The sequence below is a fragment of the Pseudomonas idahonensis genome, from assembly GCF_037903935.1.
Taxonomy (GTDB): domain Bacteria; phylum Pseudomonadota; class Gammaproteobacteria; order Pseudomonadales; family Pseudomonadaceae; genus Aquipseudomonas; species Aquipseudomonas danubii.
Window position 1 is genome coordinate 3,746,643 of sequence record NZ_CP149586.1, and the last position, 16,492, is coordinate 3,763,134.

The following is a 16,492-nucleotide window of genomic DNA, read 5'->3' on the forward strand; positions in this document are numbered from 1 at the left end:
TCCCTATACTAGTGCGCGGCTGAACGCTGTCACGGTCGCATCGCGCCAGAGGATGTAGCCGATTGAGTCAGGCACAGGTGACATCCGGCGCCAGTTACCGAAGAATCCTCCCCTCCCCATCACAGGCTCGCGTCCATGCCGGCAACCCTGAAAACCTGCGCCCCGCTGTTCTGGTCCACCGACCTGGGCATCGACTACGGCGCGCCGACCTTGCACCTGCACGACTTGCTGCCCGTGGTGGGCGAGGAACACTCGGCCTTCTTCCAGCACCGGGACGGCATCCTGATCGGCGAAACCCTGCAACTGATCTGGTGCCCGCCGGTTGCCGACCTCAATGGCTGGAACGAACAGCCTTCGGAAATTGCCCTGAGCCAGCTGCTGCGGGTCAGGATCACCGGTCTGGCAGCCGAACCTCCCGCTCCACGCAATGCCATCCACCATGGCCGGCCGAGGTACCGCTTCCTGGTCCTGTCCTGCCAGCCGCTGCCGGCGGCCCTGCGCGCCCAACCGCTGGCACAGGACGCCTGGTCCATGCCGCTGATCGAGAGCCAACAAGGTAGCTGCCTGACCTGGGATGCCATCCATGACTGTGGTCGCGCCGAGGTCCAGGGGCTGATCTACCTCAGCGCCTACCGCCGCGACGAAACCTATATGGAAATCTTCCTCGAAGCCGTGGGCGAGCAACTGTTTGGGCTGTTTTCGGTGCACTTTGGCCCCGGGGGTGACGACTATGAATTGGGCCGCCGCGCCCTTGAAGGCGCAGAGTTGCGGGCCATCCGCCGCGCCCTGGACAGGGCCCAACCCTTGATGGATTCACAGGCCGCTTACCTGGCGAGCTGAGCCCTAGCGACAGCAAAAGAGCACTGAAAAAGACTAAGCAGCTGTTTTCAAACTCATTTTTTTGCTTTTGGGGCTTCACAGCCCTCGCAGAAATTGATAAATTTGCGCCCGTTCTTGCAGCGGCCCTCCCCGGACCGGCATTCAAAGCAAGTAACGTCGCAACAGCTACAGGGGCGTCGCCAAGCGGTAAGGCAGCAGGTTTTGATCCTGCCATGCGTTGGTTCGAATCCAGCCGCCCCTGCCATTTTTCTTCATGTTCATCCCCCCAGACTCCGTTCCAGTACCTCCAGCAATGCACTGACCTTGGGCAACCCCTGCCGGCTTTTCAGCCACAGCAGATGAATCGCCTGCCCTTCGCTGGCCCACTGCGGCAGCACTTCGACCAGGGTGCCCTGCGCCAGCTGCTGCTTGACCAGCCACGAAGGCAATTGCGCGATGCCGTAACCGTCCAGCACGGTCATCAACAGCCCCTCGCCATCCCCCACCACGCAACTGGCGGACATGACCCGGCGCTCGCTCTCGCCCGGACGCCCGGTCGCAAAGTTCCAGGGGCTGACCCGGCCGTCCACCCAGCCATAGGCAATGCACTGGTGCCGTTCCAGGTCCTGGTCGGTCAGCGGCGTGCCATGGCGCCGCAAGTAATCGGGAGAGGCGCAGAACAGGTGCCACTCGCGGCCCAGGCAGCGATGCCCCAGTGCCGCCGGCCACAGCTCCGAACCACCGAGGCGCACGGCAATGTCCACGCCGGCTTCGAGGGGGTCGATGGCGGAATCGGAAAAGGTGATGTGCGGCTGCAAACCGGGGTGTTCCCGGGCAAACCGCAACACGGCAGCCAGTACCTGGGAGCGGCCAAAGGTCCCGGGCAGATCGATGCGCACCCGCCCCCGCAGCTCGGTGTGTTCCGCGTTCAGCGCCAGCTCGGCCTCTTCCAGATCGGCCAGCACACCGCTGCAGGTGCGGTAGAAAGCCGTCCCCGCGTCGGTCAGCGCCAGGCTTCGAGTGGTGCGCTGGAACAGCCGCGCCTGCAACCGCCCTTCCAGCCGGGCAATCGCCTTGCTGACGGCGGAAGCGGTGAGGTTGAGGCGCTCGGCGGCGGCCTTGAAGCTGCCGCAGTCGGCGACGCAGACAAATACATCGATCCCCTTCAAGCGTTCGGAAGAAAACATCGGCGCCTCGCATTCATGAATCTGATTCCACTCATTGGGTAAAAATCATCATAAAACAGAATCAGATTCCCCAGTAAGCTGGCTGGCATTCTCCCAAGACCCTGCTACAGACGATGAGGCACGGATGCTGCGCACCCTGAAAGGCTACCCAAAGGCGATCAACCTGCTGCTCACCGGCACCCTGGTGCTGACCCTGGCCCGGGCCATCACCCTGCCCTATCTGGTGATCTACCTGAACAGCGCTTTCGGCCTGCCGGTCAGCGACATCGGCCTGGTGATCGGCAGCAGCCTGATCCTCGGTTCGCTGCTGAGCCTGTATGGCGGATTCCTGGTGGACAGGACTCCCAGCCACCGCCTGATCCTCGGCTGCTGTGCGCTGTTCACCCTGGGTTTTGTCGGCACCTTCGCCGCCCGCCAGCTGTGGCTGTTCTACTTGTGCCTGGTGCTGATCAACCTGGCCTACGCGGTGATCGACATCGCGATCAAGGCCGGCTTTGCCCAGCGCCTGCCGGTGGAGCAACGCAGCGAAGCCTTCTCGATCAAGTACACCCTGACCAACATCGGCTACGCCGTGGGCCCGTTTCTCGGCGCCGGGCTGGCACACCTGAGTATCAGCCTGCCGTTCCTGATATCCGCCGCCCTGGGCGCCGGGTTCCTGGCAATCCACCACATCTGGGGCGACAGACAGCTGGATGCCGCTGGCGCCACAGCCACGCCACTCTCCTTCCCGACCCTGGGCAAACAGCTGCTGCGGGACTACCGCCTGGTGTGCTTCACCCTCGGCGGCCTGCTCAGCGCCGTGGTCTTTGGCCAGTTCTCGGCCTACCTCTCGCAGTACCTGGTGGTCACCACGTCCCCGGAGGCCACCTACCGCATCATCAGCACCCTGGTGGCGACCAACGCCCTGCTGGTGATCGCCTTGCAGTACAGCATTGGCCGCAGGATTTCCCCGCGCCATCTGAACCGCTGGCTGGCAACCGGGCTGGGGCTGTTCCTGCTGGGGATCAGCGGGTTTGGCCTGTCCACCAGCCTGCCGCTGTGGGTGCTGTCGATGGTGGTGTTCACCCTGGGGGAAATCATCGTGTTTCCCGCCGAGTACATGTTCATCGACCTGATCGCCCCTGAGCCGTTGCGGGGCCTGTACTACGGCGCCCAGAACCTCTCCAGCCTCGGCGGCGCCCTGGGCCCGATACTCTGCGGCATGGTCCTGGCCAGCCAGCCGGCGCACTGGATCTTCTACATGCTGGGGGCGTTCATTGTCGCCGGGGGGCTGTTCTACTGCCTGGGCGCGGCCAACTTGAGCCAGCCTGTAGCCAGGAAGGCGGATTGAGGCTTGATCCTGTGCTGGCGCGGCCAGCAGATTCACACCCGCCACCTTCCGCACGTTCCTCTTTGCACCCCCAACAAAGAGGAATACCCGATGAAAAACACCGACCTCAGCCAACTCATCCTCAGCGACCACGCCCGCATCGAAGCCGCCATCAGCACTGGCGCTGCCTGGGAGGTGTGGTTTCAAGTGGAGTTTCTGATGCTGCTGCGTTCGGCCCATGTGGCCGCCGCCCGCGAAGTGCCCTATCCCAATCCGAATTCAGGCCTGCGCCTGGACGTGCTGGCCCAGCAAAACGGTGAGAACTACGCCATTGAGCTGAAGGTGGAAAGTGCCACCAACGCCGGCAACAAGCTGCTGGCCGAAACTCAGAAGGACATCGAAAAACTCACCAAGTACACCAGCCCCGTCGCGGCACGCTGGGCTGTGGCCGTGGGTTACAGCGACGTCGCCAAACGTGGCTTGCGGGACTTCGCCAACGCCCACAACACCCGGGTCATCTACCAGGAATCCGGCGCCATAGGCTGCATGATCGCCACGGTTTGACCACCCGCTGCAAAACGGCCCCGCCACGGCGGGGCCGTCGCTGCCCAGGGCCATACGCCCCCTGGACAGCACCTTCCTCCCACGCCTTGCTACCACGAGAGAACCTTACAGCGTCAGTTGCCCACGCTCCTCATCGGTCAGGCGCGCCCGGGCCTGTTCGCTCAAGGGCCCGGCCCCCAGGACCTGCACCGGGCTGTCGGGGTTGTAGCCCGGGGCGCGGCTGGCTTCTTCGCGCTGGCGTTGCACCGGTTCGGAACCAAAGCCCAGCACTTCCACGGTGACGATGGACGCCCGGCCCTGCCTGGCTGCCGCCTGCTGATTGCGCGCCGCGTCCTCCGCAGCCTGGGACGCCGCCGAACCCGCGGCACTGGCCGAGCTCATGGCGCCGGTGTTGACCGCCGCCGTGACCGGCACCCCGGACGACTTGCCCTGGGTCTGGATGTTCGCCGCGTTGACCACCCGCAGTGCAGCGATATTGACGTTGCCCGAGACCCGGATACCCGCCTCGCCGGCATCGATGGTGCCCAGGGGTGCGATCAGGTCGATGTCGCCGGCCGCCACCTCGGGAATCGGGTTGAGGGTGGCGATCCCGGCCCCGGTGCTGGGCACCGACGGCGACAGGCTGACATTGCCCCAGGTGTCGTAGACCCGCTTGGGCGGGGTGTAGACCACGGTGGTCTTGGAGCCCCGGCCGGCGTTGATGTCGCCCGCCGCCGACCAGCCCATGATCGAGCCGCCGAAGGTGGTCATGATCCGGCTCTGGCCCAGGAGGATGCTGCCCAGGGAGTACAGCTGGATGTCCCCCGCGCCCTGGGTGATGACCCCGGCCGAGGCCGGCGGCGCCGTGCCTTCGATGCCGAAGGTCTGGTGGCCGCCCGGGGTCAGCATCTGGATATTGCCGCCGAAATCGGTGTGCACCCCGGCGCCGCCGAACAGGGTGATATCGCCCTTGTAGGTGATCGGGTTGCCGGCCACATCGGTACTCGGGAACAGCCCGGCAATCGCCGCCCGGCCCCGGGCGTAGCTGCCCTGGCGTATACCGCCGTCCTGGGTGTACTCGCGGCCGGCAGCCTTGAGCTCGGCAAAATACACCTCCCGGGCAAACACCCGCTGCTGCTCCGCCGGCAAGGCCGCGTAGTAGGCCCGGGCCTGGCTGCTGTCGCCGACAAAGCCGAAGCGCTGCGCCAGCCAGTCCACCAGCTCACCCTCGTAGGTCTTGGCCACCTTGCCCGCCGACAGGCTTTCGCCAGGCTGAGCCAGGCGGCTCGGGTCCAGATAGGCCTCGACAAAGCGTCGATAATCCGGGCCGCTGGCACCGACCCCGGCCTGCATCACGATGCTCGCCCCGGGACGGCTGTCCCCCGCCGCCACAGCGCCGAGACTGGTGACGCTGACCCGGTCTTCCATGAGGATGTTGCGCCCCGCGGTCAGCTCCAGGGTCCCGGGGCCGGCAACGTTGAAGCTGCTGTAGAGAATGTCGCGCCCGGCACTGGCGATGGAGATGTCGCTGGGGTTGTGGTGCACGAACAGGTTGCCGCTGAAGGTGTATTCGCCATAGGTGCTGTTGCCGCCCTTGGCCCCGCCAAGACCGGTGCCGCTGCTGACGATGTCCTGGCCGGCCTTCATCCAGACTGCGCCACCGCCTTCATAGTAGGTCTGCCCCAGGCGTGGGTCGGACGCCGTGGTGAGGGTCAGGACGCGGCCGCTGCTGACCCCCAGCAAGTCGCCGTTGATGGCATAGAACCGCGACGGCTCGGTGTTGCCCGCCCACTGGTTGGTCGCCGTGTTGGGGCCGAAGGCAAACAGCGGGAACACCCCGCCGCGGGCCCGGTTGCCATCGGCGGAGAGATTGCCGCTGGCCGCCAGGGGAATCCCTTCCAGGGTCGCGCTGGTGGCCATGAAGGCTGGGTGCTCGGGGGTCGCCAGCGCCTGCGCCGAGGCGCTGGAGCGGCTGACGGTCAACTCGCCACCGTAGATCGAGTCACCGGCCAGCAGCTGCAACTGACCGTTCAGCGAAGGCGCCAGCACCAGTGCCGCCGGAACCACCGCCGCCCCCGCCTCATACAGGCTGGATTGGCCGTAGTAGAGGCTGCCGCTGGCCGCCACGGCGCGCAAGGTCGGCGGGTAGACGGTGGCCATGTCGGTTTCCGTGCCCCTGGTCAACGGCGTGAGGTTGCCCCCGGCCGAGTACAGGTCGATGGCGCTGCGCTCGGTCCACAAGGAGAACCAGCTCTGGCCGATGCCGGTGGCCCCGCTGGCGCCCTGGTAGGCCCAACCATTGGCCAGGGGGGCGCGCCCGGGGTCGGCCACGGTCTGCAGCACCAGGTCGCCACGGGTCGACAGGCTGAAGGTGGCATCGCCCGGCATCAGGGTCATGCCGCCTGCGGCCACCGCCAGGGTCGCCCGCTGCGGCTCGAAGGCCCGGGTTTCGCTGCGGCTCTGGTCCGCCGCCTGGGCGCCGTAGTGCAGGTTCAGGCTGCCCAGGGCCGCGCTGCTCAGTTGCGCATGGCCGCGCAGGTTCACCAGGGCGCCGTTGAACACGCCAAAGCCGACCTGGCTGTAGGGGTTGACCTGCCCGCCGACGCGCAGGGTCAGGTCGCCACCGCCGGTCACTTGCCGGCTGCCATCGGCGGCCACCCGGCCGGTGCTGCCCACCGCCAGGATCAGCCCGGTGCTGCGCGGGTTGACGTAGCTGGCGTAGATCGGCGCTGCCATGGGCGCCAGGGCGCCGGCATCACCGCCGACCTCGACCTCCAGGTTGCCGCCGCCCAGGGTGCCGAAGCCGGTGAAGCCGACCATCTGATCGGCGCCGCCGGCGCTGTTGGCGGTGTAGGTGCCGAAGTTGATCCACCAGGCGGTGTCCCGCGCCACGCCGCCGCTCAGGTCGTTGCCCTGGCGCCACAGCCAGTTGCCCACGTTGCTGGAGTCGTTGCCGGTGTCGCTGGCCACCGGGCGGCCCGGGGGCAGTTGGTTGGGCAGGGTCACGATATTGCCGCCGAGGTTCGCCCCGACCTTGATCCGCAGGTTGCCACCGCCGTCCGGGTACCAGGCCCGGTAGACACTGCCAGCGCCACCGTCCACCAGGGACTCGTAGCCGCCAGCGACGTTGTTCAGCACTTTCTGGCCGTTGCCTCCCCGCGCCAGGTTGTAGGGATCGCTGGCCGAGGTGGCACTGGAGGAGGTGCCGGCGGTGTACACGCCGAACAGCGAATCCATGCTCAGGTTGCCCGCCGCCAGCAGGTCGAGGTCGGCGGCACCGGTGCGCACGACGCTAAACCGGGTGCTGCTAGGCACCAGGGTGTAGGAATCGCCAACGGCGCAGTAGCTGGGGGTGTTATCACACAGCGCAGGGTCACCGAACTCGTCGAAGTTGACCGGCTGGCCGACCATGCTGTCGTCGCCGAAGAAGTCCAGGGAGCCCTCTTCGGTCCAGACATACTGCGCCTGGCCGAACATCCCGTAATGGCTGTCCGCCAGGTGCAGGTTGCCGGCCGTGGGCTGGCTCTGCAGCACGCGGCTGTCGGCCGCCGCGGTGTCGGCCCCGGCCACCAGGCGCAGGGACCAGGACTGTGCACCCTCTGTCAGCATCGGCGCGATGGCCCAGAGCTTGCCCTGGCGCCCGCCGTTTTCCGGCCGCAACAGCACCGAGGCCACCCCGCCCGGCAGCTTGATATCGGTGCCCGAAGGAATCAGCGCCCCACGGGACAGGTCTTTGCCACCGTCGAGCACCACCAGGTTACGCGCCCCGGCTACGCCCGGCAGGGGCACGCCCTTGGGCCAGGTCAGGGCATTCACGGCGGTATTGGCGGTCAGCAGGGTGCCGGCCTCCAGCACGCTGCCCGGGTTCAGGGTCAGGCTCTGGTTCAACAGGGTGCCGGCGGCGAACAGCAGCGTACCGTTGCTGTCGCGCACCGCGGCGGCCAGCACCGTGCCCGCCGGCAGCACCAGGCTCTCGCTGAGGGTCGCCGCCACCGGCAGGCGCGTGCCCTGCGGCAGGGTCAGGGCCTTGATCGGCAAGTCGTAGTTGAGGGTGCTGCCCCCGGGGAACAGGGTGCCATCGGCCAGGGACAGGCCGCCCCCCGGAATCACGATATCGCCACCGGTGAAGTCGATGCCGGCCCGCAAAATCCAGCCATTGTCGTCATCGGTGCCCGGCGGCGGCGCGAAACCATCGTTGATGCTGCCGTAGACGTTCAGGTCGCCACCGGCGCGCAGGCTCAGGCTGCCCACTTCACCGGAGCCGTAGACGTTGTCGTCCTTCTGGGTGTGGGGGTTGAGGCTGGCGTAACGGTAACCGGACAGGTCCAGGTCGCCCTGCACCACCAGGTCGCCGTCGGCGGTCTTGCTGACGATCTGCACCCCGGGCCGCAGGTGCAAGGCATCGGCGTAGGTGGCGTTGTTCAGGCCGGCCAGCTTGTTGTGCAGCAGGTCGTTGTTCTGCAGCGCAGCGTTGATAAAGGCAGTGCTTTGCAGGTGCTTGGCATCCAGGTAGGCCTGGGTTATCTCCTGGTAAGGACGCCCGCTGGCGGTGGCGTCGGTTTTTTCCGTGGCATCGTCGTAGCTGATCATGCCGTTGACCGCGATCGAGCGCTCGCCCTGGATATCCAGGCGGCCACGAGCCTCGATGTCGATGTCATTGCTGCTCTGGTCCGCCTGGACGATGCGCGGCGCGTTCAGCTCCAGGGTGCCGCGGCTGCGGCCGTCGTTCTGCCCCGGGGCGCTGCCCGACGCCACATCGGTGCCGTGGCGCAGGTCGATGCGTGCGCCGTCGGCCAGGGTCAGGCGGCCCTGGCCCGAGCTCAGGACCACGCTGGCGCGGTTCGGCGAATCGATGATCTTGCCGAAGCTGTCGACCCGCAGCGTGCTGCCGTGGGCATCCAGCAGCGCGCCGCTGTCCAGGGTCAGGCCCTGGCTGGCCGCCAGGTTGATGCTGCCGACCCGAGCGCCACTGGCGTCCACCCGCCCGGTGACTCGCAGGCTGCCATGGTCCAGCGAGACGTTGACGCTGCTGGCCTTGACCCCGTCGCCAATGCTCAGGTCGCCCTGCTTGAGCTGGAAGCTGCGAGCGCCAAAGACCTGTCCCTGGTTCAGGCGCTGGTTGAGGGCGGCGAACTGCTCGTCCAGGCTGCCGCTACTGCCCAGGTGCTGGGCCTGGATTTCCACCGCGCCGCCGAGGAACGGCACCAGGGTGCCGCCGGCATCGTACTGGCCACTGCTGCCGCCGAGGATGCTGCCCGCCAGGTCGACCCGCCCGGCCGCGCTGTCCAGCGCCACCACCCGCAGCTTGCCGGCCTGGTTGTGGCTGGCCGAAAGGTCGATGGTCGAGCCGGCCGCCTGCAGCACGTTGCCGCTGCGGCTTTGCAGCAGCACTTCGCCGCCGGCGCCGTATCGGGTCAGGTCGTTGAACGCGATGGCGCGACCGGCCACATCGACCCGCGCCGCATCGGTCAGCAGCACATCGCCACGGGCGCCCAGGGTCACCTTGCCGCTGGGCAGGACCACGGTGCTGGCCAGGCGGATGCTGTCGCCCTGCAGGTACAGTTCCGCGCCCTGGCCATTGGCCGCGCCACGGGGGCCCGCCGAGGCACCGATGTCGATGGCGCCACCGGCAGTGATGCGGTTCACCGAGCCGGCCTCGCCAGTCATCAGCGGGGTGAGGATATTCAGGTTGCCGCCACTGTAGGCAAAGCCGCTGAGCGGGTCGAAGGCGCCCTGGCTCTGGTAGACCGCCAGGCTGCCCTTGTGGTTGGCGGTGATGCGCTGGCTGGCATTCAGATTGACGTTGGCAAAGCCCAGGGCCAGGCGGTCGAAGCTCTGGGTGGTGCTGGGCTGGGCGAAGGCGCCGTAGCCGAACTCGATGCGCTCGGCGTCGATCGCAAGGCGCCCGCTGCCGGTCCCGGCCCCTCCGGCCACCACCGCCCCGGCCGGGGTCACGGCGCCCTGCCAGATCAGGTTGGCGGTGTGGATGCTGGCCACGTCATTGGCCCCGCCCGCGCCGTAGATCGCCGGAGTGGAGAGCATCAGGTTGCTCAGCAGCGACTTGCCGGTCAGCGGGTCGTAGGTGTCCAGGGTGGCGCTGCCGTAGAAGTTGAAACCGTCCCGCGCCGAGAGCTGCAGGGTCTCCAGGGCCGGCGCACCGAACTGGGTGTCGCCGCGCAGCAGGCGGTCCAGTACCTGCTGGGTCAGGGTCATGCCACTGGGCAGGCGGTTGCCCGCCGCCGCGGCCGCCAGGGCTTCGGGGCTGCCGACATTGATGTTGTTCAGGCCCAGGTTCAGGTGGCGGGTGCCGTAGCGCACCTGATCGCCCAGTTCGAAGGTGTTGTCGGTCAGGGCGACGATGCTGCCTTCGGAATACAGCGCGGTCTGCCCGCTGCAGGGCGCGCTGGCGCAGGAACCGACCTTGATGCCGCCGCTGCTTTGCCCGCCGGCCTGGACCTTGCTGATGACATTGAGCAGGCCATTGGACACCGCCAGCATATTGGCCACCTGGTAGGTGAAGCCGTCCCGGGCGTCATAGCTGGCCTTGCCGCGACCCAAGGTGTTGATGGAGGCGCCCTGCTCCAGGACGATCTCGCCGCTGTTGCTCACCAGGAACACTTCCGGCGCGGCCAGGGTCACGCCTTCGCGCAAGGTGATGGAGCCCTTGGGCGTGTTGATGCCTTCGGCCAGGGTGATGTAGTTGCCGCCCTGGCCGTATTTGACCAGCGTCAGGCCACCGAGCATCAGCCGCGCCGCGCCCAGGTTATTGAGGCTGTCCGCGTCCAGGGTGACGCCGCTGAAGCCGCTGGTGGCCGACTTGCCGCTGGTCACCACTTCAATGCCGCCGCTGCCCATGTTCAAGATCGCCACGGTGCCGCCGTAGCCGCCCTGGGCGGCGTCGAAGCGACCGATGCCGCGGAAGGAGAAGGCCTCCGCCCCGGCCCCCGCTTGCAGCGCCAGCTTCAGGGTCTTGGCGTCCACCGGCAGCATCGGCCGGGGCACCCCGAGGCGCGCCGCATCGGCCAGGGCGAACTGGGCGTAGCCGGTTTCGTTGTACTGGGAATAACGCCGCAGGGTATCGGCCGAGGTCAGGATCAACTGGCTGGCCACGCTGTTGCTGATCCCGGTGTTGGCGATCGACAGGCGCCCGGCAGTGGACCAGGAGCCATTGCGCAGCTGCTGGGCCGCGCTTTCGCTGCCAAGCCCGGCCAAGCCGTTGATTTCGACGCGAAAGGCCCCCGGCATCAGCGCATAGGTCGACGGCATCAGGGTGTAGGTGCCCGCCGCCAGCCCCGGCACGCCACTGCCGATGGTGATCTGCTGACCGATCAACGGGTCCACCGCGCCGCCTTCCGGGGCCACCGGCGCATAGCCTGGCTGTGCCCCGGGGACAATGGCGTAGATCGGGTTGCTGCCCAGGCCCGGCAGGATGAAGCTGCCGTTGGCGCCGATCTGCACCAGCGGGCTGTAGCGCGCATCGGTGGAACCGCCGCGCCCGGAAATGAACCCGGCCCCCAGCAGCTCGCCGCCACCGGACAGGTCCACGGTGGCATTGGGTTGCACCTGCACCGACTGGCCCCCGAGGATCACCCCGACGCTCAGGTCGCTGTTCTCATTCACCAGGGCGCCCTGGCCGAGGAAGGTCACGGTCTTGCCGTTGTACTTGTAGACCTGACCGTCGACGGTGCCGCCGTAAGGCAATACCAGGCCCTTGCCGCTGACCGAGGTCAGGCTGCCGGGCAGCAACTCTACCTGGCTGGCGCCCAGGTTGCCGATCTCGATCAGGCCCAGGGGCGCACGGATCACCCCGCCCTGCTTGATGGTGGCCGCGCCCAGTTGCAGGCGGCCGAAGGCCGAGTACGGCACCGCCGGGTCGCCATTTCCGGTGCGGCCGATGGTCAGGGTACGGCTGGGGTCGAAGTTGATGCGGGTGCCGGAGATGTCGTTGAGGTAACCGGCAATCACCCGGGCCCCGACCTCGGTGGCCGGGTACAGCTGCGCGGCCCGCAGGGTCATGTCGCCCTGGGTCAGCAACTGGGTGCTGATGCCCTTGGCGATCACATCGGCACCGGCCCCGGCGAGGAAGCGCAAATCGCCCTGGCTGGTCAGTTGCACATGGTCGAAGCCACGGCGCTCGACGCTCAGCAGGCTGTTGTCGGCCTGGCGCAAGGTGCCCTTGCTGCCGAACACCACGTTGCCGCGCACATCGATCAGGTTGGCGCTGGCATTGAACTGCGCCTGGGTGGCCCGTTGCGATGGCGTGCCGGTGGACACCGGCCGCAGGTACTGGTCCTTGGCTTCCAGGGGCGCGAGGATGCCCGCCAGCAACAGGTAGGGCGCCGACAGATTGACCCGGGCGTTGGCCGCGGCACTCTCGCTCAGGTTCAGCGCGCCGCTGTACAGGCGCAGGCTCTGGCCCATGTTCAGTGACACATCGCCGTCGAAGCTCAGCAGGCCGTTGCTCAGCAGCGCCAGATTGTCAAAACCGCCAGCCGTGACCTGATCCACCCCGAGGCGGCCATGGCCGTACTCCAGGCTGGCGGCTGCGGCGTCGGCGCTGGCGGGTAGCCCACTGCCCTGGTGGATCTGGCTCAGCACCAGCTCCCGGGCCTTGAGCACCCGGTCGTTGACCGCGTTCTTGATGTAGTACGGGCTTTCCAGGGCCAGGGACAAGGTGCCCCCCGCCGCGCCGGCGCCCCCGGCCCGGGCGACAAAGCTGCCGTCCAGGTACAGGCCGTTGTTGGAGGCGAAGCTGATGCTGCCACCGTTGCTGGCCACCTGCACCCGGCCCTGGCCGGGAATGTCCAGGGCCGCCTGGGCCCCGGAAGCGTCAAGACGCGCACCGTCGCGCACCACCACAAACAGGTCGCTGGCCTTGGCAATGCCGCTGGCCAGGTCGATCTCGCCGCCGATGGCGATCTTGCCGCCATTGCGCACCTGACCGTAAAGGCGCCCGCGATTGTCCACCGCGCTCACCGCCCGCGCCGCCACGTCGATCAGCGCCTGCTCGCCGACCCAGATCGAACGCCCGTGGCCGGCGGCATTGGCGGCCTCGGAACTGGCCACGGTCAAACCACCGAGGCTGACGCTGCCACCCCAGGCATTGAGGGTGCCGTTCATCGTCAGTTGACCGACGCTGCGCAGGTTGATGGCCTGCCCCGGGTCGACACTGATCACCGCGCCCTGCCCCACGGTCAACGCCGTGGTGGCCAACTGGGCAGCCGTGGAGTACTGATTGCCGGCGCTCAGGGTCAACCCGGCGCCACGGCGCTGGGTCAGCACGCCCTTGGCCGCGTCCTGCTGGTACAGGTCCGGCAGCCAAGGCTGCAGAACGCTGGCCGGATCGCTGCCAGTGGCACTGCTGCCAGCCTGGGCTCCGAAGCGGTAGACCGGCATCTTGACCTCGACCTGGGCGCCGTCGGCCACCGTCAGGCCTTCATTGCCGGTGATGTCGTAGGCACCGAAACCCTTGTTGAAGAAGTCCCCCGCCAGTTGCAAGGTTCCGGCTTGCGGGGCCACGTCCTTGGCGCCGATCAGCACCTTGTGCGCCTGCAGGGCCAGGGTGCCGCCACCGTTGACTCCATGACCGCGCAGCTCGCCCTTGAGGTCGAGCTGGCCGTCGGCGGCCAGGGTCACGTCGCCGCCCTTGCCACCGCTGGCCTTACCGTCATAGCCGAGGCTGGCGCCGGAGCTGGCATCCACCAGGGTGCCGTTGCCCAAGTTGAGGTCGCCGCTGCTGCGCAACGACAGCTTGCCACCGTTGATAAAGGCCAGGCCGCTGCTGTCCGACGGGTCCAGGGCCAGATTGCTCCAGCGCCCGCTGACATCCAGCTTGACCCCATCGGCCACATTGACCCGGGCCTGGGCGCCGCCGCTGGGCGCGAGGATCACATCGCCGACCACGAAGTTGCGGTTCACATCCACCTGGTTCAGCACGTTGCCGGCGTTGATGCTGCCGCCGTGGGCCGTGAGGTTGGCGTTGAGCTGGACCTCTGGCCCGAACAGAGTGATGTCGCCACCGTGCGCCACCTGCAGCGCGCCGTTGACCTGAATCTGCTGTTTGGCGCCGACCTTGATCGCCCCCAACTGGAAGCCGTTGAGGGTGTCGCTGTCGAGCACCAGCTGGCCTTGGCGGTTGGCCGGCAGGGCTGTGGTGAGGTCCAGGCCGGCGGCAATCTGCTGCTGGTTGGCCTCGATCAGCACCTTGTCCACGGTCGGGCTCAGGGCATAGCGCAGGGTGCCGCTGGCCTTGTTGTAGATCGGCGTGTAGTTGCCAATGATCAGTTGCGCGCGCTGGGCCGCGGCCTTGTGCGATTGCTGGTAGCCGTCGAGGTTGACGTTGGGCGCCTGGGTCTGGCGGTCGCCCTTGAACACTTCGCTGACCAGTTGGCCTTCAAGCACTGCATTGCCGGTGCCGATCACCAGCTTGCCGGCGTCGCGGCCGACGCTGTAGCCGGCCTCGTAGCGGCGCTGCTGGGCAATCAGCGGGTTGTAGTAGTAATCGGTGCGGCCCCAGCGCGGGCTGCTGTCCACGTAGCCCTTGTAGATGCCGGTGTAGAGCAAATCCCCCGGGGCTCGGGACAGCTCGTACAGGCGCCCGTCGACGCCCTTGAGCCAGGTCTGCTGGATGTAGCCTGCCTGCACGTCGACGGTGCCGCCGGACAGGTTCAACTGGGCGCCGGACTGGGTCACCACCTCCTTGCCGGTAAAGGTCAGGGTGCCGCCCTGGGCCATCCACTCGCCAATGTTGTGGCCCTGGGTGCCCAGGTAGCCGCCCACTTCCAGCAGGCCGCCGGCGGTGTACCAGCGATCGGTGGCATAGCCGTTGGTGCCCGCCGGAACGAACACCAGCTCGCGCAGGTCGACCCAGACGTCGTTGTTGATCAACTGGCCGCTGTCGCGGTTGCCCGCCGAGTCGCGCTGCTCGTTGCCCTGGACGTTGATCTTGATGGTGTTGGACTCCATCGCCACCTTGACCCCGACCGCGCCGGCCACGTCGATCACCGCGCCGTCGCGCACCAGGCTGCGCTGCCCGGCACTGACCGCCACCTGGCCACCGGTGGCCAGGGTGATGGAGCCGTTCTGAAAATCCACGGTGCCGCCGCTGACGATCTCCACCCGCGACTGGTCGCTGCGGTCGGCCACGCTGCTCAAATTGTTGAACTGCCCGGTGATCAGGTTGGTCGGGGTGCCGTCGAGGTTGATCAGGCCATTGTTGCGCTGGCTGTCCAGGGCGGTGTTGCCACTGCTGTCCAGCAGGATCGCGGTGGTGCTGCCCTGCCCCAGGGTCACGCTGCCGGTGCTGTCGCTGGCGGCGTTGAGCAGGTGGATGGTGCCGCGGGTGTCCACCGAGGTGCTGGCCAGGGCCACGCCGTTCTGTTGCACCCGGTGCCCGGTCAGGGTGATGTCGCCGGTGGACGCCATGATCAGGCCAGTGTTGCTGACCGTGCCCGCCGTGCTGCCGGGCTTGAGCGAGGTGGCGACCTCGTTGCCCCGTGTCGTCGAGTGCTGGTTGCCGCTGGTGCCGACCCCGCGGCGGATGTAGAAACTGTCGCCGGCAGCCAGGGTGGTCTGGCCCTTAGCGGTGACGATGGTGCCGGCGTTTTCCACTTCCGACCCCAGGAGCAAGGCGTAGCCGCCAGACTCGGTGGAGCTGGCCGCCGGGTGGGTCTGGATCAGCGCGCCGCGCTGCACCTGGACCTTGCCCAGGGCATCGGTGAAGGTCGGCTGGGTGCCGTTGGCGTCCACATAGAGGCCTTGCTTGGTGAACTGCTCGTCGCTGATGGTGGCCGCAGCCGCCACCAGGTTGCGCACGTTGACCTGGCTGGTGCCGCTGAAGATCACTCCGTTGCGGTTCATGATCATCACCGTGCCGGCGCCCTTGATCTGGCCCTGGATCTCGCTGGGCCGACCGTTGGGGTCGTTGACCTTGTTCAGCAGCGCCCAGTTGGACTGCTGCTGGAAATCCACGGTGGTGTTGCGCCCGACGTTGAAGGTCTCCCAGTTGAGGATGGCTTTGTCGGCGGTCTGTTCGATGGTCACCGTGGTCTTGCCGCCGGACTGGCTCTGCACCGGACCCTTGGCGTTGATCCAGCCCTGGGCCAGGCTGTTGTCGACCTTGAGCCCGCCCTGGCCGAGGCCGTCGGGAATCTGGCTCACCGTGCCGAACGCCGCCTGACGCGCTGCGGCCTGGGCCGCCTGCTGGGCGGCAATGGCGGCGACGCTGGCGTTGAGATTGCTCAAGGAACGCTGCAACTGCTGGTTGGCCCGGGTCTGCTGGGACAACGACGGAATCCCCGGCACCTGGCCGTTGGTGCGCGCGGCGGTGGCGGCCTGGGACGCGCCCTTGGCGGCGAACCAGCCGGAACTGAAGGCCGTGGCGCCATGGGCACTGCCCGCCACCATCAGCAAGGCAATGGCCTGGGCCAGAGGCTTGAGCCGCAGGCTCGGCATCTCGCCATCAAGGCGCAGGGCTGGGGATTTGACCGGTGGTTTGCAGCGAACCATGACTACTCATCCTTTGTTATGACGCTCACGGGAGCGCGACGCTGATAGGGCCCAGGGCACGCGTCACTGCTTTAGGGGATAGGCCGTTGGCGCGGGGCGCGACCGAACGGATGTCACGGAAAATTCA

The 16,492-nt window shown here is 67.5% G+C and carries 5 protein-coding genes and 1 tRNA gene; 4 read left to right on the plus strand and 2 right to left on the minus strand.

Features of this window, described 5'->3' with window-relative positions; genetic code table 11:
• Positions 1–135 precede the first annotated feature (135 nt).
• On the plus strand, positions 136–840 hold the full coding sequence (locus WIN67_RS16870) for a hypothetical protein (RefSeq protein ID WP_339069412.1): 705 nt from the start codon (positions 136–138) through the stop codon (positions 838–840).
• Between the two features lie 169 nt (positions 841–1,009).
• Positions 1,010–1,084, plus strand: a tRNA-Gln gene (locus WIN67_RS16875).
• Positions 1,085–1,097: 13 nt separating this feature from the next.
• Here WIN67_RS16875 and WIN67_RS16880 read toward each other — a convergent pair.
• On the minus strand, positions 1,098–2,006 hold the full coding sequence (locus WIN67_RS16880; RefSeq protein WP_102879122.1) for a LysR family transcriptional regulator: 909 nt from the start codon (positions 2,004–2,006) through the stop codon (positions 1,098–1,100).
• 124 nt (positions 2,007–2,130) lie between these two features.
• Here WIN67_RS16880 and WIN67_RS16885 point away from each other — a divergent pair, with 124 nt between their 5' ends.
• Positions 2,131–3,336: an MFS transporter gene (locus tag WIN67_RS16885; protein ID WP_339069414.1), complete on the plus strand. Its 1,206-nt coding sequence runs from the start codon at positions 2,131–2,133 to the stop codon at positions 3,334–3,336.
• 90 nt (positions 3,337–3,426) lie between these two features.
• Positions 3,427–3,879 (plus strand): hypothetical protein, encoded by a 453-nt coding sequence (locus WIN67_RS16890; protein ID WP_110596895.1) that lies wholly within the window; start codon positions 3,427–3,429, stop codon positions 3,877–3,879.
• A 105-nt stretch (positions 3,880–3,984) separates the two neighbouring features.
• Here WIN67_RS16890 and WIN67_RS16895 read toward each other — a convergent pair whose 3' ends face one another.
• The gene (locus WIN67_RS16895; protein ID WP_339069416.1) at positions 3,985–16,365 is read right to left on the minus strand and encodes a filamentous haemagglutinin family protein; all 12,381 of its coding nucleotides are present in this window, start codon (positions 16,363–16,365) and stop codon (positions 3,985–3,987) included.
• Positions 16,366–16,492: the final 127 nt, after the last annotated feature.